Source organism: Clostridium sp. Ade.TY (assembly GCF_000498355.1).
Classification (GTDB): Bacteria; Bacillota; Clostridia; order Clostridiales; family Clostridiaceae; genus Clostridium.
In genome coordinates, this window is the sequence record NZ_AVSV01000022.1 from 219,538 (window position 1) to 242,151 (window position 22,614).

21 protein-coding genes are annotated in these 22,614 nt (G+C 26.8%); 19 read left to right on the forward strand and 2 right to left on the reverse strand.

The window, feature by feature from the left end; translation table 11 throughout:
• Positions 1-14 precede the first annotated feature (14 nt).
• The 13 genes from O212_RS16215 (at position 15) to O212_RS0108600 (ending at position 15,762) form a co-directional block, all read left to right on the forward strand.
• Positions 15-2,471, forward strand: a complete 2,457-nt coding sequence (locus O212_RS16215) for a phage tail tape measure protein (protein WP_051372998.1) — start codon at positions 15-17, stop codon at positions 2,469-2,471.
• A 12-nt stretch (positions 2,472-2,483) separates the two neighbouring features.
• Complete coding sequence (locus O212_RS0108540) at positions 2,484-3,197, forward strand: distal tail protein Dit (RefSeq protein WP_024614692.1); 714 nt, start codon at positions 2,484-2,486, stop codon at positions 3,195-3,197.
• A gap of 14 nt (positions 3,198-3,211) precedes the next feature.
• Positions 3,212-5,461 (forward strand): phage tail spike protein, encoded by a 2,250-nt coding sequence (locus O212_RS0108545; protein ID WP_024614693.1) that lies wholly within the window; start codon positions 3,212-3,214, stop codon positions 5,459-5,461.
• 1 nt (position 5,462) lies between these two features.
• Positions 5,463-7,166, forward strand: coding sequence for a BppU family phage baseplate upper protein (locus tag O212_RS0108550; RefSeq protein ID WP_024614694.1), 1,704 nt, complete (start codon positions 5,463-5,465; stop codon positions 7,164-7,166).
• Between the two features lie 47 nt (positions 7,167-7,213).
• Entirely contained in the window at positions 7,214-8,176 is a 963-nt protein-coding gene (locus O212_RS0108555) for an acyltransferase family protein (RefSeq protein ID WP_024614695.1), read from the forward strand.
• A 44-nt stretch (positions 8,177-8,220) separates the two neighbouring features.
• Complete coding sequence (locus tag O212_RS0108560; RefSeq protein ID WP_024614696.1) at positions 8,221-10,506, forward strand: BppU family phage baseplate upper protein; 2,286 nt, start codon at positions 8,221-8,223, stop codon at positions 10,504-10,506.
• 20 nt (positions 10,507-10,526) lie between these two features.
• Complete coding sequence (locus O212_RS16015) at positions 10,527-10,718, forward strand: hypothetical protein (RefSeq protein WP_035279312.1); 192 nt, start codon at positions 10,527-10,529, stop codon at positions 10,716-10,718.
• Positions 10,719-10,802: 84 nt separating this feature from the next.
• Positions 10,803-11,036 (forward strand): hemolysin XhlA family protein, encoded by a 234-nt coding sequence (locus O212_RS0108570; protein ID WP_024614698.1) that lies wholly within the window; start codon positions 10,803-10,805, stop codon positions 11,034-11,036.
• Positions 11,037-11,056: 20 nt separating this feature from the next.
• On the forward strand, positions 11,057-11,545 hold the full coding sequence (locus O212_RS0108575; RefSeq protein ID WP_024614699.1) for a hypothetical protein: 489 nt from the start codon (positions 11,057-11,059) through the stop codon (positions 11,543-11,545).
• 76 nt (positions 11,546-11,621) lie between these two features.
• A complete protein-coding gene (locus tag O212_RS0108580) occupies positions 11,622-12,536 on the forward strand; it encodes a GH25 family lysozyme (RefSeq protein ID WP_024614700.1) in 915 nt (304 codons plus the stop codon).
• Positions 12,537-13,141: 605 nt separating this feature from the next.
• Complete coding sequence (locus O212_RS0108590; protein ID WP_024614701.1) at positions 13,142-14,674, forward strand: hypothetical protein; 1,533 nt, start codon at positions 13,142-13,144, stop codon at positions 14,672-14,674.
• A gap of 329 nt (positions 14,675-15,003) precedes the next feature.
• On the forward strand, positions 15,004-15,381 hold the full coding sequence (locus O212_RS17090) for a hypothetical protein (RefSeq protein WP_024614702.1): 378 nt from the start codon (positions 15,004-15,006) through the stop codon (positions 15,379-15,381).
• Positions 15,382-15,396: 15 nt separating this feature from the next.
• Positions 15,397-15,762 carry a hypothetical protein gene (locus tag O212_RS0108600; RefSeq protein ID WP_024614703.1) on the forward strand — a complete coding sequence of 122 codons (366 nt, stop codon included), beginning with the start codon at positions 15,397-15,399 and terminating at the stop codon, positions 15,760-15,762.
• A gap of 44 nt (positions 15,763-15,806) precedes the next feature.
• Here O212_RS0108600 and O212_RS0108605 read toward each other — a convergent pair whose 3' ends face one another.
• Positions 15,807-16,034 carry a helix-turn-helix transcriptional regulator gene (locus tag O212_RS0108605; protein ID WP_024614704.1) on the reverse strand — a complete coding sequence of 76 codons (228 nt, stop codon included), beginning with the start codon at positions 16,032-16,034 and terminating at the stop codon, positions 15,807-15,809.
• 156 nt (positions 16,035-16,190) lie between these two features.
• Here O212_RS0108605 and O212_RS0108610 point away from each other — a divergent pair, with 156 nt between their 5' ends.
• The gene (locus tag O212_RS0108610; protein ID WP_024614705.1) at positions 16,191-16,334 is read left to right on the forward strand and encodes a ribbon-helix-helix domain-containing protein; all 144 of its coding nucleotides are present in this window, start codon (positions 16,191-16,193) and stop codon (positions 16,332-16,334) included.
• A 224-nt stretch (positions 16,335-16,558) separates the two neighbouring features.
• Here O212_RS0108610 and O212_RS0108615 read toward each other — a convergent pair whose 3' ends face one another.
• Positions 16,559-16,993, reverse strand: a complete 435-nt coding sequence (locus O212_RS0108615) for a helix-turn-helix transcriptional regulator (protein ID WP_024614706.1) — start codon at positions 16,991-16,993, stop codon at positions 16,559-16,561.
• A gap of 9 nt (positions 16,994-17,002) precedes the next feature.
• Between O212_RS0108615 and O212_RS0108620 the strand changes: the two genes are divergently transcribed.
• The 5 genes from O212_RS0108620 (at position 17,003) to rpsB (ending at position 22,572) form a co-directional block, all read left to right on the forward strand.
• Positions 17,003-17,497 carry an ATP-binding protein gene (locus O212_RS0108620; RefSeq protein WP_278244704.1) on the forward strand — a complete coding sequence of 165 codons (495 nt, stop codon included), beginning with the start codon at positions 17,003-17,005 and terminating at the stop codon, positions 17,495-17,497.
• A gap of 14 nt (positions 17,498-17,511) precedes the next feature.
• The gene (gene dprA / locus O212_RS0108625) at positions 17,512-18,564 is read left to right on the forward strand and encodes a DNA-processing protein DprA (RefSeq protein WP_024614708.1); all 1,053 of its coding nucleotides are present in this window, start codon (positions 17,512-17,514) and stop codon (positions 18,562-18,564) included.
• A 42-nt stretch (positions 18,565-18,606) separates the two neighbouring features.
• Positions 18,607-20,703 (forward strand): type I DNA topoisomerase, encoded by a 2,097-nt coding sequence (topA, locus tag O212_RS0108630; protein WP_024614709.1) that lies wholly within the window; start codon positions 18,607-18,609, stop codon positions 20,701-20,703.
• A gap of 176 nt (positions 20,704-20,879) precedes the next feature.
• Positions 20,880-21,656 (forward strand): GTP-sensing pleiotropic transcriptional regulator CodY, encoded by a 777-nt coding sequence (codY, locus tag O212_RS0108635; protein WP_024614710.1) that lies wholly within the window; start codon positions 20,880-20,882, stop codon positions 21,654-21,656.
• 214 nt (positions 21,657-21,870) lie between these two features.
• Positions 21,871-22,572: a 30S ribosomal protein S2 gene (gene rpsB / locus O212_RS0108640; RefSeq protein WP_024614711.1), complete on the forward strand. Its 702-nt coding sequence runs from the start codon at positions 21,871-21,873 to the stop codon at positions 22,570-22,572.
• Positions 22,573-22,614 lie beyond the last annotated feature (42 nt).

Genomic DNA, 22,614 nt, shown 5'->3' on the forward strand with positions numbered 1-22,614 from the left:
AAAGGAGGTACTAAATGGCTGAAATTTATAATGCTAGTGGTTCAGTAAATATAGATGGAAGTAGAGCTGTAGCAACTTTTGATAAAATCGAAGATAAATCTAAAAGTTTTGAAAATAATATGCATAATACTAACCAAACCACAGATAATACTGGTGGTCATTTTACAGGGCTTGGAAATAAAATGAATAATGTCGCAGATAGAATGGGCGAAACCGGTAAAAAAATGAGTTTAGGTGTAACAGTTCCTTTAGTTGCTTTAGGTAAAAAAATATATGATGTTGGAGCAACATTTGATAGTAAGATGCGAAGGGTTCAAGCAGTTGCAGGTGCTACAACTCCACAATTAAAACAACTTACTGACCAAGCAATGGATTTAGGAGCTAAAACGATATTTAGTGCTAGTCAAGTTGCTGATGGCATGGAAAACTTAGCAAGTGCTGGATTAAATACTAATCAAATTATTGAAGCTATGCCAGGAGTTCTAGATGGTGCTGCTGCATCGGGTGAAGATTTAGCAAGTACATGTGCAATTGTAACTGGAGCAATGAATTCTTTTGGGTTTGCAGCTAAAGATACAGGACATATTTCTGATGTAATGGCTAAAAGTGCAAATGATACAAATGCAAGTGTTGCAAGCTTGGGGGAATCTTTAAAATATTGTGGTACACCTGCTCATGTAGCAAAACAAAGTTTTGAAGAAGTAACAGCCGCCTTAGGTGTAATGGCTAATAGGCAAATAATGGGGTCACAAGCTGGAACTACTTTAAGAGGTATGTTTACAAGACTTTCTAATCCATCAAGAGAAGCAACAAAAGCAATGAAAGAATATGGTTTTAATGCGTATGATGCACATGGGAAAATGCTTCCGTTAAATAAAATAATAGATAATTTAAGTAAATCTACTGCTAATTTAACTGATAAACAAAAACAACAATTCATTGCACAAGTTTTTGGACAAGAAGCTATGAGTGGAACAATGGCTCTTATGGCTGAAGGTGGAGAATCAATAAGAAAGCTTACTAAAGGATATAAAGAATGTAATGGCGAGGCAAAAAGAACTGCTGATATTGCAAATAAAGGTGTAAAAGCTAGTGTAGAAAATATGAAAGGTAGTTTAGAAAATGCAGCTATTAGTATAATACAAAATTGTGCACCAGCAATAAGTTTTTTTGCTGATAAATTAGGAGCTTTAGCAGAAGCTTTTGGAAACTTACCTCCAGGCGTACAACAGTTTATTGCAGGAAGTTTAGCAATTCTTGCTGTTGTTGGTCCAGTTTTAATTATATTAAGTAAATTAATAACATCAGTTACTGTAGTTGGTGGTGCTTTTTTAAGACTTCCTGGAAATATTAAAAAAGGTATTACTAAAATAAAAGATTTTGCTACAGCTACTAAAAATGGAACTAATGTACTTGGGAAGTTTGGTGGAAAAATATCTAATGTAACTAAGAGCTTGACAAAGTTTGCATCAAACTCAATAAAGAAAGCAACTAAAAGTATAACTGATTTTTCAAAGAAAATCTTAAATTGTATAAAATCTTTAGCTAAATTTACATTAGCTATTATTAAAAATACAGCAGTAGCGTTAAAAAATGGTGCTGTATGGGTGGCACAAAAAGTTAAATTATTAGCATTTAAAGCAGCACAATTAGCAGTTACAGGAGCAACTAAGGCGATGACATTAGCACAAAAGGCTTTAAATTTAGCTATGAGAATGAATCCAATAGGACTTGTTATAACAATTCTTTTAGCTTTAGGAGCAGTCTTTGTTACTTTATATAATAAATGTGAATGGTTTAGAAATGGAGTAAATGCAGTTTGGAGTTTTATAACTAATCTATTTAAAAAATTTAGTGATTTCCTAACAGGAGTTTTTACTACAGATTGGACTAAGAGTTTTGGAGTGTTTGGAAATATTATAAATGCCTTCATGCATAACATGTCTAATATTTTTGGAGCAATAAAACGAATTTTCGGTGGCTTAATAGACTTTATAACTGGAGTATTTACTGGTAACTGGAGTCAAGCTTGGCAAGGTGTAGTTAATATATTCGGTGGAATTATGGATGGATTAGGAGCTGTTATAAAAGCACCACTTAACGCTGTAATTGGATTAATTAACGGTGCTATAGGTGGAATAAACTCTTTAAGTGTAGATATTCCTAGTTGGGTGCCTGTATTTGGTGGCCAACATTTTGGTGTTAACCTTCCAACTTTAAATTACCTTTATAATGGTGGTATTTTCACACAACCAACACTATTAGGTGGAGGAAATGTTGTTGGAGATAAATTTAAAGGTACAGGATCTAACGCCGAAGCTGTAATTCCTTTAAATGTTTTATGGAGTAAATTAGATGCAATAGCTAATAGACCTATTATAGTTAAAATTAATGAAAGAGAATTAATTACTATAATTGCTGAAAAAGATAAAGAAATAGATAAGATGAAAAAACAACTTGGATTAGCTTAAGGAGGATTTTAAATGAAAGAATTAGATATAAACACTTTAATATTTAACAATACAAATATTCTCCAAGAGCTTGGAGTAGTTGTTCAAGAGTATCCAAATATTCCTAAAGCACAGGAAGAATATGAAACTTATGATAGTAAAAATGGCTCTATTATATACAATAAAGGTACTTATAAAGACATTACAATACAATTTAGTTTAGCTTTAGTTTATTTTAAAGATAATTTTTGGGGGCGAATGGATTTAGTTGATGAGTGGCTTGATAATATTGTAGATAATAAGCTTTTTTATAATAGATTAGATAGATATTATAAAGTAAAAAAAGTATTAAAAAATGATATAAAAAGGGAAGCATATTATAGCGAAGGTGAGTTTCAAATTAGCTTTATATGTAGCCCTTTTTTAGTTGATGTAAATAAAACAGAATTAGAAATTACAGAAAATAATTCAACTATTTATTATTTTGGAACTATAAATAGCTTACCAACATTAGAGATTTATGGATCAGGAACAATTGAGTTAAACTTTAACGATAATTATTTAAGAATTGATAATGTACAAGATAAAGCAATAATAAAAGGCGAATTAATGGAAATAGTAGATTCTAACGGATTAAACTTAAAAAATTATGGTAATTTTCCTTATTTGAAAAAAGGAGAAAATTTAATAAATTGGGTTGGAAATGTTGAAAAAATAAATTTAACATATGAAACCTTATATAAATAAAAGGAGGTAAGAGTTTGGTTAACGATGGAAAAGTAACTGTATCTTTATTTTTACCAAAAACATCTAAGGAAGTTGTTTTAACTGAAAATGGTAAGATTTTAGATAAATATTGCACTTCTTTAAAAGGAGAGCAAGACCTTACTGGTAACTTTAGATTAACTGGTAATTTTATAAATAAAGATAATATTTTTAAAATTATAAATGAAGGTGCAATACTTAAAGTTAAAAATGAATATGATGAAGATGAAATATTTAGAATAACTACTATAACTCCTACCCCTTTTCTTATTTCTATAATAGCTTTTCAAATTACTATAACAGATACTAAAACACTTTGGTTAACTGATGTAAGACCAACTAATCAGAATGGTTTAAGTGCAATTCAATATATGTACGATAAATCTGATAGTATGGGATTTTCTAAAGAAATAAAGCTTAATTCAGATATAATGACAACTAATACAGCTTACTATCAACTTATGACTTTACACGATGCTTTATTCACAGCTGATCAATCATTCATTAATAGATGGGGTGGAGAAGTTTATAGACATCAATATAACTTAGAAATTAATAAACATATTGGTAATGATAATGGAGTTACTATAAGAGAAAACAAAAACCTCACTGGATTTGAAGGAAATAAATCAACTGATGATTTATGTACGGTTGCAATAGGTAAAGGCTATGACGGTATCCTAGGAGATTATATAGAAAGTCCTTTAAAGGACAAATATGATAGAGCTTATGTAAAAGTAATAGAATATTCTGATGTTAAAGTTAGAACAGAAAGTGATACTGAAGAAACAGATGATAATTCTATGCTATTTGATACTTTAGAAGAAGCTAAAGCAGAACTAAATAAAAGAATTAAAAATGAATTTAAAAATAATAAAATAGATGAAATTCAAGCTACTTATGATATTAACTTTATAGATTTAAGTAAAACCGATAAATATAAAGATTATTTACAAGCTGAAAGATTATTTTTAGGAGATAGTTTAAATGTTATAGTCCCAAGTTTGGGTATTACACTAAAAACTAGAGTTATTAGTAAGGAAATTGATTATTTACAAAATAGAGTTACTAAAATGACTGTGAGTAATGTTCCTGTAAATGTAGAAAAAACAGATAGTCAAATAGTTGGTAGCATTAGAGATATGCTTAAAAAAAATAATAATATTAATTTAGGTGAATATGTAAATACAGTTATAAAAGGTGGATTGAAAAATTCTAATGTAATTGTAAGGCAAAATGAATTATTAATAATGGATACTGATAATCCTAAAACCTGTAAAAGATTATGGAGATTAAATTTAAATGGTGGAGCTTATAGTAAAACTGGTTACAATGGCAATTATGAGTATGGTTTTACTATGGACGGTGTATTTAACGCAAGTATGATACAAACAGGCATTCTATCTACTATATTAATACAAAATTCAGATGGTAGTTTTCAAATAGATTTAAGTGGTACTGGTGGAGCAAAGTATTTTACTAATAAAAATCTTGCAATGGAAATGAAAGGACATAGTTTACTGTTTTATAACTATGCAAAGTATGGAGATTACATTGGAGAACTTGGTTCTTTTATAAATAGTAGCAATTCAGCAGCAGAGATTGGTTTAGTACATGATTTTGATAGTGCTATAGCAATAATATATCCAAATAAATCGTCAAGTACAGGATATAGTAGTTATGTGAAATTCGATAAATATAATGTAATGGGGAATAAAGCACAAGCACCTATTAAAGTTTATGAAGATATAGAAATGAATAAAAACACAATTTATAATGCACGTTTAAAATCAGATAATATTCAAGAAATTTCAATAAATGGAGAAGTAATTTCTTATTTAACTAATGATGTTATGGTTGTAAGAAAAAACTTGCAAGTATTAGGTAATAAGAATTGTATTCAACAGACTAAAAATTATGGGAAAATACCATTCTATTCAACTGAGGATATTAATTCTCTATTAACAAGAACGAATGTAAATGATTGGTACGAAACAAAACTTACAAAAGACGGAACGTATAAATGTGTTGTTAAGATACCTAATTACTTAAAAGAATGTATAAATACAGATGATGAGTATATTGTGTGGATAGATAAAAAAGGATTTGGAGATTACGATTATAATACTTATCCTGGATATTTTGTTGTTATAAGTGATAAACCCATTCGATTTAGATATAAATTAGAAGGTAAGAGAAAGAATTTTGAAAATGAAGGGGAAATTAATTTGTTAAAGGAGGGATAGGATGAAAAATCTATATGAAAAGTTAAAGATCATAGATATAGATGAAGATGAACTTATAGAGCTTTATGCCATGGAAGGTGATACGGCTAGAGTTATTAATTTTCAGTTCAAAAATAAAATTAATTATATTGATTTAACTGGATGTAAAGTAAGAATTAACGCTAATACTTCTAATTACAATGTAGTTTTTAATGACTTAACCATAGTAGACGCTAAAAGAGGAATAGCACAATTAAAACTTACTACAGCAATGTTACAACCAGGAACAACAAAATATCAATTGGAAATTACAGGACAACAAGGTGAATTGAAACCTAAAATAATGAAATTAAATATTGCTCCTAGATTAAACAATGATGGTGCAATTGAGGGATCTAATGAATTTACAGCTTTTAAAGAAGCATTAAATACAATGGATCAATACGATGAAAAGCTATTAGGGTTTCAAAAAACGTTAAATTCTGAAAAAGAAAAAATAGATAAAAGTTTAATAAATCTAAATAATACAGCTGTAAAGAAAACAAATAATCTTGATAATTGCGATTTAGCTCCTAAAAAATTAATAGATTTTGATACTGGGGTTCAAGCAGATTTAATGTTTTATGTTGATGATAGTAGAAATCAACAAGGATTAACATATGCATTAGACCATTTTTATATTGGATTTGATGTTGGTTCTAATCAAGGAGATATCGTTAAATATACTAAAAGTGGTGTCAAAGTTGATTCAACTGGAAGCATTGGAATAGGTCATGCAGCAGGATTAGGATTTAGAGAAAGTAATGGGAAAATATATGTAGCAAATGGTGGAGCTTCTAATCCAACTCATGTTTATGAAGTAGATTTCAATAACAAAAGAGTTACTAGGGATATAAATTTAGAGAAATACGGAACTGCTGCATTATTAGCAATAGACAACGATAATGACAGACTTATTCTTCATACTTCTCCAGGAGGGGATAATGGAGAAATACTATTTAATATATTAGATTTTAATGGTAATTCTTTAGCTCCACAATTTAAAATTGCTAATCAAGGAGTTCCACAAGGTCTTGAATATTATAATGGCATTATGTATTACTATACTAATAATAAAATTACTTGTATTGATATAGAAAGTCATGAAATATTAGGGCATTTTAGTGTGAAAAAAGCAGGTGAAAGTGAAGGTATAACATTAGTAAAAGATGGAGCTACACCTTACCTTGCAGTTGGCTACAATGGAAGCAACAGAATATATTCAATAAGAACGAATGAAGCACAACAATTTTCAACTCCCAGTATGCTTAACCTTATGTATAGGAATAGTAATCCTTCTAAGTGTCTTGTACCTAAAATTCTTGCATTTACAATAAAACAATTAGATGGTGATCCCTCTAATAATAAATGGATATTCGAGAATTGGAATAATGGTTCAGGACAATCAGTTAAGAGTTTATTTGAAGGTGAACCTGTTACTCAAACAGATAATGACCAAATAAATTTAACTTTAAAGATACCATTCTATAGTGTAGCTTCATTTTTCGGTATACCTGATTGGGATTTAGTTAGAGAAGGAATATCTGTTTGTTTTGATATAAACGGAGATGGTAGGACTATAAGAATAGCATTTCGTAGAAATAATACTTGGCTAAAGCTTAATGAATTACCTGGAAATGCAGATGTAAGATGTTTGATAATAGGAGGCGTAGATATAAATTATTAAATTGTCTTAAAAGGAATAATATGCTATATTTTAAAAGGTGATATTTTATGACAAGAAATGCATATTATGACAACGCTAAATTTATACTTATTTTTTTAGTAGTTTTAGGACATTTATTAGAACCAAGTATAAATAAAAATGATATTACTAAAAGCATATTCACTTTTATTTATATATTTCATATGCCATGTTTTATTTTTACTACTGGTTATTTTAATAAAATAAAGAGTTGGACCGAAACTTTTAAAGAGTGTTTTAAATTCTTAATAATGTATATAATTGTACAATTATTATTTATTGGATTCACTAAGTTAATTAATGTAAATAATTATTCTTGGACTTTATTTACTCCATATTATATTTACTGGTATATATTCGCTATAGTTTTATGGAAATTTATTTTTAAAATATTCTGCAAAATAAATTTAAAGATATTATTTATATTTTCATTAATAATTGGACTAGCAATAGGATTACTAGATAATATAGGGACTCAATTAAGTTTAAGTAGAGTTTTTGTATTTTTCCCATTCTTTATTTTAGGTTACTATTATAGAGTAAATGGATTGAATATAAAAAATATTATTAAAAATAAACTGATAGCTTTAGGTATATTGATAATATCTTTTATTATTGTAGTTAGCAATATTAAAATTATAAAATATTCTTGGCTATATTGTTTTTCATCATATTCAGATTTGAAAGTAAGTCAATTTAATGGAATAATTGATAGAAGTTTCTTATATGTGGTGCAATTTATAATAATGTTTGCTGTATTTAGTTTAATACCAACAAAAAAAGAATGTTTTACAACTTTAGGAGCTAATACTTTAAGTATATATTTAGTACATGGTTTTATTGTAAAACTCATATTAAAACTAGGGTTTTATAATATATTTAATATCGGAAAGATTTTATTAATTCCAATAATAACTATAACCTCTATATTTATTATTATGATATTAAAACGGATATTAATAAATATAAGAAAATTACCTATATTAGAGTAAGGATATATCCTTACTCTTTTTGATTATAAGAAAGGAGCAATTAAATGAGAGAAATATTTATAGATGTTGTAAATGGCTCTGATAGTACAATAAAAGTTACACAAAATGATAATTTAACAGGATCATATAAATTAATCATAACTGAAAATAGCAGACGATTAGATTTAACAGATAAGAATATTAAATTTGCCTTTGTTAAAAGTGATAGCCATCTTGGAGATATTATAGAAGATTTAAGAGTAAGCAATCCAATACAAGGCGAAATAGATTTTCCTATTACAAATCGAATAACTAAAGTAGATGGATTATATAGCTGTGGGATTGCAATATATAATTCTACTGGCTATTTAGAACATACTGGTACATTTAATTTATATGTTAGAGAAAATATATTCGAGAAAGTTAGTGGAGAGCTTTTAGAAAATAGTGCTTATAAAGAGTTAATGTCTTTATTAGATAAAGCTACAAATTTAAATGCAGAACTTAATCCTTTAGTAACTAATGGTACTGCCCTAAAGAATGATTTAGAAAATGATATAAATAAAGCTAATAACTTAAAGAATGATTTAGAAATTAATACTAATAGAGCTACTGCAATAAATGATACTTTAGTTAAAAATACAGCTACTGCAGAAGAAAAAAATACAACACTTAATAATAGTTTAAATGAAACAAAGAAATATATTGAAAACTTAGATGGAAGTCAAAATCTACCTCAAATGAGAGATGATATAACTGTATTACAGAATGGACTTAAGAGCAATCAAGAACTAGCATATGAGGGACAATCCTTAAAATGTGAAAATACACTAGATGGAAGAATAGAAGATATTGTTTTAGAAGGTATTACTTATCAAAATTTATTAAAATTTCAAAAAGATAGTTTTATAATTCGCTCTAATGGCACAAATACCAATATATCAAGTAAAACCATCTTATTAAATAAAAAACTAAAACCTAGCACAACATATACTTTAGTGTATACTGTAAAGCAAAATGTTAGAAATAATAACATTAATATAGGTGGAAATGCAACTTTTATTGATGCAGGATTAATAAAAACTGTTGGCACAAATAAAACTAGATTTACAACTAAATCAGAGAATGTAGATGACTCTAGAAATTTAGGTATCACTATTTATATATTTAATACATCATCTACTGATAATCTAATAGAAATGTGCGAAGTCTATTTATTAGAAGGTGATTATACTAACAAATACATTCCTAGCTACTTTGAAGGAATTAAATCTGTTGGAGAAGCAGAAGAAAATAAAGTTAATACATTATCATGTGGAAAGAATTTATGTGCACATTTAGAAAGCGGAGGCACAAATGGTACAGATAGGGATTTTGGTATTGATTATAATAATCCAGCTTATATAAGGTCTAATTATATAAATGTTGAAGGAATGGATTATTTAGCTTGTAATGTTACAAATGATAAAAATAGTTCTATTCGATTTAATGTATATTGTTTTTATGATTCTAATAAAAAAGGTATTAAGCCTTATTTATATTCTAAAGCAGGTAAAGTTCCTGAGAATGCTAAATACTGTAGAGTCGAAATAACAACTAATGGTTCAAAAGAAGATATAAGTTCTTATATAGATACTACTAAATGTATTGTAATTCAAGATAAAATAATACCTAATATATTTGAACCTTATAAATCTGATAAAAGAGAACTTAAGTTACCATTTTCAGACGGTTTAAAAGGACTACCTAACGGGGTAAAAGACCTAATCTATAACAAAGATGATGGTTGTTATGTAAAACAAAGGATAGATAAAAAACTATTTAATGGTGGAGTAGATGAAAATTGGTATTTATCAGGTGTTGAGAATGAAGGATATATTACTTTTCACACAGCTCAAAAATTAGGCGGGACTAATGGATGTAGTAACTTATTTAATCTTAATCCTGAGACATATAATAGTACACACAAAGGTGAGGGTTTTTATCCTAGCACTCAATATAACGTTATTTACTTTAAAATAGCTAAAAATAAATTAGAAACACAAGATGTAGCAGGTTTTAAAAAGTGGTTACAAGCTAATCCTGTAGAAGTTTATTATGAACTTGCTGAACCAGTAGAAACTAAAATATCTGATACAAAACTAAGTTTAGATACTTACAATGCTTTAACTTATGTATTTTCTAATAATGCTATAAGTCCAAATATAAAAATGAAAGTAGCAAGTAATTTAGGTTCAATAATACAACAAAATGCTAAGTCTATTAATGATATATATAAATTAATAGATGAAGTCTTAATACCTCAAATAGCTACAAATACAGCTGATATAGCAATATCAAAATTAAAATAAAAGAAAGAAGGAAATAAACAATGAACACAATTTATGAATTATTAAAAAGAATGATTAGCACAGGAAATTACCAAAAGGAAGATATGCAAAATAAACTTAATGTTTTCTTTATGGTAAATCAAATTACACAAGAGCAGTACTTAGAACTAACTGGATTAATTACTCCAAAACCTACACCAGTACAACCAACAGAAACAGTTAATCAACAATAAAATATAAGGGCAATATTAGAGGACTTTAGATAGTCTTTTTTTATTGCCTAAAAATAAACTCTAGGAAGGTGAGGACAAAATGAAATGAATGAAGAATTAAATAATCATATTTTAGAGGTACATGATAAAAGATTAAACGATCATGCAAGTAGATTAGATAAATTAGAACAAGGACAAGCAGAATTTAGAATACAAATACAAAATTTATGTAAAAGTATAGAAAGCCTTACAGGAGTTCTTAAATGGGCATTAGGTCTATTTGCAGGTAGCCTAGTAGGATTTTTCTTTTGGGCAATACAAAATAATTTATTTAAATAATTAAGAAAGAAGGAATTAAAATGGATAAAATTTTAGACCCAATATTAAGTGCTGTAGCTATAGGAGTAGTAGGAATATTAGTAGCAATAATTAAAAGTGTAGGAGATGTATTTATAGAATATATAGGCAAGAAAAAGCAAGTAGTAGAACAAAGGTTACAACTAGATAAACATGTAGAAGAAGTAGAAACAGCTAAGCAAGTGTGGAATATAATAGAAGAAAAATATAGAATTACAGATAATATTAAAGATTTAGCTAAATCTAAAGCAGATGAATTTGATAAGTTATTGTTAGAAAAAATACCATATTTAACAAAAGATGAAGTTAATCAATTACGCCAAGCATTAGCAGGAGAAATAAATAAAGGTAAAGCTATGCTAAATGAAGATAACTTAAAACAACAAGCAACAGAATTAGTAAATAAAAATAATGCTTTAGAAAATGAAAATGCAACACTTAAAAATAAATTAGCAGCAATATCAAATTTTGTACCAACAGAACAACAATAAAAGTTGCTCTTTTAGGTTATAGAAATAAAATATGCGACCGACAGTAATGTCGGTATCAAGAAAGAAGGAATGTTAAATGTTAAAAGGAATAGACGTATCAGAACATCAAGGAGTTATAGATTGGAATAAAGTTAAAGATCATGTAGACTTTGCAATTTTAAGAGCAGGTTGGGGAAACAACCATATTGATAAGCAATTTATAAGAAATATTAAAGAATGTAACAGATTAAACATACCTTGCGGAGCTTACTGGTTTAGTTATGCTTTAAATGCTGATATGGCTAAAAGAGAAGCAAGATTCTTATTAGATGCAGTAAAAAGTTATAGAATAGAATATCCACTTTTCTGTGATTGGGAAGGTGATTCTAAAAGATATGCAGAACAAGAAGGTATAAATATTACAAAAAGGCTTTGTACAGACATAGCAAAGGCTTTTTTAAGTGAAATAGAAGGTGCTGGATATTGGGCTTCAAATTATGCAAATCCAAACTTTATAAATAATTATTTCTATCAAAGTGAGTTAGAAAGATATTCTTTATGGTTAGCTTGGTATGGAGCAAAAGAAAGTCAAGCTAAGTCTTATGGTTGTGAAATGTGGCAGTTTACTGAAAGTGGAAGTATACCAGGAATAGGTACAAATTCAGTTGATATAAATTACGATTATAGAAACTTTGAAAAGGCTATAAGAGATAAAGGATTAAATAGATTAGATAATAGTAAGCCAGTTTCAAGACCTTCTAAGACAAGCTATAAATTAGTGCCTCAAACTGGAACTTGTACTATTGTTGTAAATAAGCTAAATATAAGAGAAGAACCTTCAACAGATTCTGATATAGTAGGGGCTTATTATGAAGATGAACAAGTATCTTATGATTACTACGTTGATAACGAAGGCTACAGATGGATATCATGGATAGGTGCTAGTGGAAAACGTAGATATATGGCTGTAAGAGTTTTAGATACTAATAAAAGATATGGTAAATGTGTTTAGAAAGTAATTTATAAAAAATTATATTAACTAGAAAGTAAATTTGCAACTTATTTTACTTTCTAGTTATAATTTAAAATTAATATTTTTAATAAAAATTATTTATATTCTTATACATATATATTATATTTAAAATTTCTCTAATGATAATTAATATAATATATACACATGTTAAAAAGGTCATTTTATCACCCCCTTTTTCTTATATTGTTATATCATCAGATTTTAAAATAGTACAATTAGCATATTAAATTTAATATAAATTAAAAAAAGAGCTGTAGGGATTAAGTTCCTTACAGCTCTTTTTTAGTTTTCTAATTTTGAGCAAAAAGTAATTTATACGGATATTAATATTAAATAAACTTAGAAGTTAATTTATGCCTATATTATAAAATGAAATTTAAAATGAGAACAGAGTTGAAAAAACACTTTAGAAAAAAGTTTACAGAGATTAAATTAATTATTAGACAATGAATATAATTAACATATTAGCAAGAAGATGTAGAAAGTATTATATAGTAAATAAATTTTTATTATAGAAAAATTTGCTAGAAATACTTATTCATAATATAATTATTATTAATTATTTAAGGAGAGAGGAAAGTATAATGCAATCAGAATGGGATATTAATAGGTTATTTAAAGGAAAAGAAAATACTAAAAGTAAATTTATAAAAAAGATTTCTTGTGATGCAATTATTGAATATATAGGAAAAGAAAATATTAATAGTTTTAAAAAAATTTTAAATAATGAAGTCTTTTTAAAAATAAATGGTGATTTAAACCCTTGGGATTATATTAAATTGTGCTATTTTTCAATTAATGTTTCAAGTGATTATAGAGATAATAAAATTAATGATAAAAAATATAAAGAAATAGTAAATGAATTTAGAAAAAATATTAATGAAATTGATAGTAATTTTTTTGAATTAGATAATATTAATGATGATTTAAAAGCATTAGCAATATTATATGGTCATTCACAAGAAGAGTTTTGGTATCAAAATCTATTTAAATTAATAGAAATGTATAATAGAAATAAATTTATTTTTGAAAAAGCAACTGTTAAAAGAAATAAATATAATGATATTAATAATAATTCTAAGAATAATATAAATATTAATGATATACTAAAAAAAGAAGTAGGTTGTAATACAAACCAATTTTTTAATATTATAATAGCAATACAGTTTTATGTATTAAAATTTGAAACACCTATAATTTGTATAAAAGATTTAAAATCAATATTAGAAGAAGCTAATCTTAATATAGATGAGAAAACACTATATAATTTTTTGAATTATTATACTTGTAATTATGAAGAAATTAGAAACTCTAAATTAATTTATAATATATTTTATATAAAGCCTTTTATAAAAACAAATACTAATAAATTAATTTTGCTAGATATAAACATATTATATAAAACATTATCAGAAGGTGAATACTGGATAATAAGAAATCATTTTTTTAAATTAAGCAGTCAACAGTTTACTAATGAATTTGGTGAATACTTCGAAATCTATGTTAATGAAATATTAAATTGTTATTTAGATAAAAGTCAGTATTACAGAGCAGATGTTTTAAGTAATTGTGGAAAAAATAATAAGATAGCTGATTGGATAATTGAAAGTAAAAAGTATAATCTAATTATTGAACAAAAAAGTACCATAATTAGCAAACTTGCAAAACATATGTATCCAGATATGAATATTTTAACAAAGCAGGTAAAATTTCATGCAAAACAATCTTATGAACAATTAAATAATACAGAAAAATTATTGAATAAAAATAAAAAAATAATAAAGTTTGTTTTATTATATGATGATTGTAAATGTACAACCTTATTAGAAGAATGTATTTTTAACTTTAGAGAGAACAATGAATTAGATAAAAATACATATATAATAACTATAGATGCATTTGAGCGACTTATTTATATTTTAGGAGAAGATAGTGAATTATTTGATAACATATTGGATGAAATAAGGAGTGATAGAGAAAATAATGTACCTTTAGGAGGAAGGAGTGATATTGAATTAAGATTAGATAAAAAAGGTATAAAGAATGATTTTTTATTGAATAAACATAATTTTTATAAATTAAATTTGAAGGCTTTTGGTAATAGATATAAAAATTAATAATTTTTAATATATAAATGAAAAACTATAATTATTGTATTAAAAAAGAGCTGTATGATACAGCTCTTTTTGTTGTTTTCTAATTTGTTTATGTAAGTACAGTAACTTGATAAATATTACTACGCTTAAATTATAAAATAAGAAATGGTATTATTGCAATCATAATAGTAATAAAAAATAATATTGTTATTAATTCTATTTTTATATAACTCTGTTTCTTCATATATATAATACTTTCCATATAGATATATTTTATACATATTTTATTTACAAATTTCTATTTACTATATGGTAAAATATTCTTGTATATCAATTAAGGGGGAATACATATGAAGGTAGGAATAAGGACACCTAGTATTAAAAAGTCAGTAAGTGCTAGAACTACTGGAAGAGCAAAAAGACAGATTAAAAAAGCTATAAATCCAGCATACGGTAAAAAGGGTATGGGGTGGATTAATGATCCCAAGAAAGCTGCTTATAATAAAGTCTATAATAAAACTACAGTATCAGCTAAAGATTTTTTAGAAGATAATAATAGTAGTTACGATAGTAATAGTAATGCTGATGGTTCTTTTATAGGAGCTATAGGTGGTATTTTTAGTATTATAGGAAATATAATAATGTTACTATTTTATTTAGCTCAAGTGTTGTTTTATGGAGCATTATTAATTGGAATGTTTTATATTATATTTAAAATAATATTTTAATAAGGGGGATTACTAATGAAAAAAATAATAAGTATTTTATTAACTATACTAGTAACATTATCTTTATTTGTAGGATGTGGTACTAAAACAGAAGAGTTAAAAGAACCTACTTTAGATAAAAATATAACTTTTGGGGATTTGAAGTTAGATTATAGTAAGTATACTTTAGAAACGAAAGGAAAACAAAAGACTTTAAAAGTTGAATTAACATATAAGGCCAATGTAATGATAGTTGGTAAAGTAGAGAAAATTAGGAATACAATTGTTAGAGAATTTGGAGATAAAGTTGATGAAATAAAACTTAATATAAAACAATTCAAGCCAATTGATGGAGTCGAATATACTTATAAAGATGGTAAATGGGATAAACCAGTAGAGTAAAGGATATTAAAATAAATTTTATATAATAAAAGACCGGTTATAAATTATAACCGGTCTTTTTCTTTTTTGCATTTTTTACAAGAACAAGGAATTAAATCTTTAATGCATACATCTAAAGCTTTAGCAATTTTTATAAGTAAAGATACTCTTATATCATATTTTTTATCTTCTATTTCACTTAAAAAGTTTTGGCTTATTCCAACTTTAAGAGCTAATTTGGATTGAGTAATATTTTTTTTAGTTCTTAAATATTTTATTTTTTCCCTGTACACATATATCACCATTCTTTATTATAGTAATTTAAAGCTCCTAAAGATACAGGAAAGTTATGTAAAGTTACATAAAGTGACATAACCTTATGTTTCTTGTTATAACCTTAAAGCAAAAATATAATTTTATTATATTTAAATTTAAGGGGAGATTTATAGATGTTAGTCCACAGAATAAGAATAAGCAATAGTATAGATAAGAATTTGTATAATAAATTAAAAAAACTAAGTGAAGATACAAGAATACCAATGAGCAGATTGCTTGATGAAGCAATAGAAGATTTATTAAAAAAACGTAAATAATTCCAATATCGAGGCACCCGATACGCTTTAGTAATATTATATTTTTGTAACTATTTGAAAATATAATTGAATATAAAGAGAAAAAGATATAATATATATACGAACACACGTTCGTATATATACGGGGGTGCTTTAATGAAATTTATAATAAAATATGCAGACGGAAAACGTAAAGTAATAATTAAAAAGAGAAAAAATAGAAGCAGAGAATGAAATCACTGCTTCTATTTTTTATTATTTTTATATTCTTGAAAAGTTTCTACTATTATAATAGATTTTTCCTCAAAGTTTTTTGGCTTACGATTTTTATATTTGAATAAACCATCTATAGTGTATTTATTATTAAATATATATTTAGAAAGTTGTTGATTATTTCTAAAACCTAAATAGACTTTAAATTTCAATATTACATCTTCCAATGTATCTTCCTTTAATTTATCTAAATTAAAATAAGAAATATGATCAATATTGAATATTTTACAAATAATATAGTAATAATTATATTTAGTTGGACCATTAAGTCTACCTTTTTCTATATCTAATATAGTATTAACTGTTATGCCAGTTAGTTTGGAAAGTTGTCTTAAACTTAGATTGTTTTTTAATCTTAGCTGTTTAAATAGCTTAGCTCTAAAATCAATATTTTTTTCCGACTTCAACGTTGTTCTATTCACCCTTGTCCCTGTGGGAAAATGTCTATACTTGGACATAATGATAAGTGTGAATGTAGTGAATATGAAATTAGGAGATATCAAAAAAGATTATCAAAACCTTTGAAAGATAGAATTGATATATTTAATTATGTTCCTTTAATAAATTTAGATGAATTTAAAAATGGAAAAGGAGCAGAAAATAGTAAAGAAATTAGAGAAAGAGTAATTAAATCAAGAGAAATACAGAGTGATAGATTTAAAAATACAAATTATAAGTTTAATTCAGATATGAAAGGAAAAGATATATTTGAATTATGTAAAATAAATAAAAATGCTAAAAAAATATTAGAAGATTATTTCAAATTAAATACCCCGTCTATTAGAGGTTATGGAAAAGTTATAAAAGTGGCTCAAACCATTGCAGATATAGAGGGTAAAGAAGAAATAAAAAGTCAGCATGTTATAGAAGCTATAAATTATAGAAGAGATATAAGCGGTGAATTTATTTAAAGAGAGGTAGACAAATGGAAAAATATATATTATGGTTAATGATAATGGAATGTACAAATCTTCAGAAAATTAAGCTTATAAAAAAGTACAAAGATGAAAAGAAAATTTTCTTTAATTTTGATGAAATAAAAAGTGAGATTCCATTTAGTAATAAAAAATTTACAAATTATGATAAAAATGAAACATTAAACAAAGCATGTAACTTACTTGAAAAATTAAAATTACTTAATATAAGTTTTATTTCATTTAATGATGATAGATATCCTGAAAGTTTAAAAAATATACAGGAGCCACCTTATGTAATTTTTTATAAAGGTGATATAAGTTTATTAATTAATTATGATATAGTTGCAATAGTTGGATCTAGAAAAAACACTTCTTATGGGGAAATGTCAACTAGAGTAATAACCAAAGATCTTGCAAGTAATGATATTTGTATAGTAAGTGGTGGAGCATTAGGTATAGACAAAATAGCTCATGATGAATGCCTGAAAAATAATGGTAAAACTATAGCAGTTTTAGGCTGTGGCTTGGATGTATGTTATCCGTTAAGTAATAAATCTTTATTTAATAAAATAGAACAAGAAGGATTAATAATATCAGAATTTTTGCCAGGAACAAAACCTAATGCATATAATTTTCCAAGACGGAACAGAATAATAAGTGGATTAGCGAAAGGTATAATTATAACTGAAGCTAATAAAAAAAGTGGTTCATTAATAACAGCTAGTTGTGCATTAGATCAAGGAAAAGATATTTTAGTAGTTCCTCATACTATATTTTCCAATGGTGGATGTGGATGTAATTGTTTAATAAGAGACGGTGCTTATATATATACTTGTTTAGATGATATTTATACGACATTTAAAATAGACAAAAAAGCACAAAAAATAACAGGAAACTATGGCGATATATTGAACATGATTAAAAATGAACCTGTACATATTGATGACATATTTATAAAATCACAGGTTGACAGAAATACTTTATATGGTTTATTATTTGAACTGCAAATTAAAAATGAAATATTAAGTTTACCTGGCAATTATTATGTAAGAATAACTTAGAATTTAAGGGGGTGAAGACTCCAATAAAATATGGAGTTAATTATGGGCCAAAAATTAGTAATAGTAGAATCACCAGCGAAGGCTAAAACAATAGGAAAATATTTAGGAAAGAATTATATTGTTGAAGCTTCCATGGGACATATTAGAGATTTACCTAAAAGTAAATTAGGTGTTGATATAGATGATGATTTTGAACCTAAGTATATTACAATAAGAGGAAAAGGAGATTTACTTAAATCTTTGAGAAAAGCTGCTAAAAAAGCAGATAAGATATATTTAGCTACTGACCCTGATAGAGAAGGTGAAGCAATATCATGGCATTTAGCTAATCTTTTAAAAATAGATGATACAGAAGAATGTAGAATAGTTTTTAATGAAATAACTAAAGGTGCAGTTAAAAGTTCAATAAAAAATGCAAGAAAAATAAATCAAGATTTAGTAGATGCTCAACAAGCTAGAAGAATATTAGATAGATTAGTTGGTTACGAAATAAGTCCTATCTTATGGAAAAATGTAAAATGGGGATTAAGTGCTGGTAGAGTTCAATCAGCAGCTCTTAAATTAATTTGTGAAAGAGAAGAAGAAATTAAAAGCTTTAAAGCAGAAGAATATTGGACAGTAGATTGCTTACTTAAAAAAGGAAGAAAAAAATTTCCAATCAAACTTTCCACTTATAAAAATAAAAAGATTGAATTAAAAAATGAAAAAGATACTAATAAAGTAATAGAAGAGTTAAATAAAGATGAGTTTTTAGTAGGTTCAATTAAAAAGGGAAGTAAATTAAAAAATCCATTAGCCCCTTTTACTACAAGTACACTTCAACAAGAAGCTAGTAAAAAATTAAACTTTATGACAAAAAAGACTATGTCAGTAGCTCAAGTTTTATATGAAGGTGTTGAAGTTAAAGGACATGGAACTGTTGGACTTATAACTTATATGAGAACAGACTCTGTGAGAATATCAAAAGAGGCACAAGAAAATGCTAAAAATTTCATATTAAATAACTATGGAGAAGAATATTTACCAAAAGAAACAAGAGTTTACAAGGGAAAGAAAAATATTCAAGATGCTCACGAAGCAATAAGACCTACAAATATAGATATAACGCCAGAAGTTGCAAAAGAAAATTTATCACCTGAGCAATATAAACTTTATACTTTAATTTGGAAAAGATTTGTTGGATCACAAATGGCATCTTGTATACTTAATACTAATTCTATAGATATTTTAAATGGAGATTATAAGTTTAAAGCTACTGGATCAACAATAAACTTTGATGGATTTATGAAAATCTATGAGTATGCTATTAATGAAGAAGATGATACATCTCTTCCAGAACTTGAAGAAGGTGAAATGTTATCAGCAGCAAGTATCGAAGGAAAGCAACATTTTACTCAACCACCTGCAAGATATACTGAAGCATCATTTGTAAAATTACTTGAAGAAAAGGGAATTGGAAGACCAAGTACTTATGTTCCTACAATCTCAACCTTATTAAGTAGAGATTATGTAAATAGAGAGAAAAAGAACTTAATTCCAACAGAATTAGGATTTATAGTTAATAATATAATATGTGAATATTTTAAACAAATAGCTGATGTTGACTTTACGGCAAGTATGGAGAAAAATTTGGATAATATAGAAGAAGGTCAAATTAGATGGAAAGCTGTAGTTAAGGAATTCTTTGAACCTCTTAAGAAATCACTTGAAAAAGCTGAAAAAGAAATGGCAAAAGTTGTTATAGAAGATGAAGTAAGCGATGTTCCTTGTGATAAGTGTGGAAGAATGATGGTTATTAAAAAGGGGAGATATGGAAAGTTCTTAGCATGCCCAGGTTATCCAGAGTGTAAAAATGCTAAACCTATAGTAGAAGAAATAGATGCGCCTTGTCCAAAATGCGGTAAAAAGGTCTTAGCGAAGAGAAGTAAAAAAGGTAAGAAATTTTTTGGGTGTTCTGGATATCCAGATTGCGATTTTGTAAGTTGGAATGAACCAGTTAAAGAAAAGTGTCCTGAATGTGGATCTTATATGGTTAAAAAATATTCTAAAAAATCTGGAGACTTTATAGAATGTGCAAACCCAGAATGTAAGTATAGAGAAGAATTAAAAAGTAATAAGGAAGAATCTAAGGAAGATTAAGTAGTAATAAAGTATTAAAAGCTTTGTCAAAAAAAACAGAATGATATTGAAATAGGTCAGTCGGTATGATACACTGTATTAGTATTACGGATTTGTTAAAAAATTAAAACAATTTTAAATATTCTAACAAATGACAATATGAATCTGAAATATTTAGATATCAAGGAGGATTTTTAATGTCATCACTACTTAATAAAGCGAGAAAATTAAATAAAATACTGCAAAAGTCAGGTACTGAAGCAGTGGCATTTGAAGACATATGTGAACTATTAAGTGATGTTTTAGCTTGTAATGTCTATATTGTAAGCAAAAGAGGAAAAGTTATTGGTCATAGTTTTGCAACTAGCTTTGAATGTGAAATAATGAAAGAAAAAGTTATAGAAGAAAAGAAATTTCCAAATGATTATAACGAAAAGTTATTAAAGGTTTCAGAAACTTTAGCTAATTTACCAAATAAAGGAGAATGCGTTTTTGATGGCGTAGGAGTGTGCACTATGTCAGACAAGCTATCAACAATAGTTCCTATTATAGGTAATAGAGAAAGACTTGGAACATTGCTTTTGGCAAGATTTGGTGAGGTTTTTACAGATGATGATCTTGTTTTGTGTGAATATAGTGCAACTATAGTTGGAATGGAAATGCTAAGAGCAAAACAAGAAGAACTAGCGGAAGAAACAAGAAAAAAGGCAGTTGTTCAATTGGCAATAGGAACACTATCTTATTCAGAGTTAGAAGCTGTAGAGCACATATTTAATGAACTAGGCGGAAGTGAAGGATTACTAGTAGCTTCAAAAATAGCAGATAAAGTTGGTATAACTAGAAGTGTTATAGTAAATGCTTTAAGAAAGTTTGAAAGTGCTGGAGTAATAGAGTCAAGATCATTAGGTATGAAAGGAACTCATATAAGAATATTAAATGATAAATTACTTTATGAATTAAAAAAGATAAAGTAGTAAATAATACGAGTGACAGAAAGTTTTAGTTACTCGTATTATTTTATATAAAAATATAAAAAAAAATAAATTTATGTTGATAGAGAAAAGACCTTATGATATACTATCTAAGGTAATAAAAATACACACATTATCGAAATTATAATATAGGTGCCTTTATTTAAGGTTTATTGTAATTATATCGATTATGGAGGAAAAACCAGGAGGTAACAATATGTCAGTTATATCAATGAAACAATTATTAGAAGCTGGTGTACATTTTGGACACCAAACTAGAAGATGGAACCCTAAAATGGCTCCTTATATCTTCACAGAAAGAAATGGAATCTATATTATAGATCTTCAAAAAACAGTTAAAAAAGCAGAAGAAGCTTATAACTTCTTAAGAGAAGTTTCAGAAGAAGGAAAAGAAATTCTTTTCGTTGGAACTAAGAAGCAAGCTCAAGAAGCTATCCAAGAAGAAGCTATAAGATCAAACATGCACTTTGTAAACAACAGATGGTTAGGTGGAATGTTAACAAACTTCAAAACTATCAGAACTAGAATTAAGAGATTAGAAGATTTAGAAAGAATGCAAGAAGATGGAACATTCGACGTTCTTCCTAAGAAAGAAGTTATAAAATTAAAAGGCGAAATGGAAAAGCTTGAAAAGAACCTTGGCGGTATTAAGAATTTAGATTCAAAAAATATCGGAGCTATGTTCGTAGTTGACCCAAGAAAAGAAAAGAATGCTATTTCAGAAGCTAAAATCTTAGGAATTCCAGTTGTAGCTATCGTAGATACAAACTGTGATCCAGAAGAAGTTGATTACGTAATTCCAGGAAATGATGATGCTATAAGAGCTGTTAAATTAATCGCAGCTAAAATGGCTGATGCTATAATCGAAGGAAGACAAGGTGAACAAATAGCTGAATAATATAGATGCTAAATAAAAGGTAGGTGAGGGTAACTTCATTTA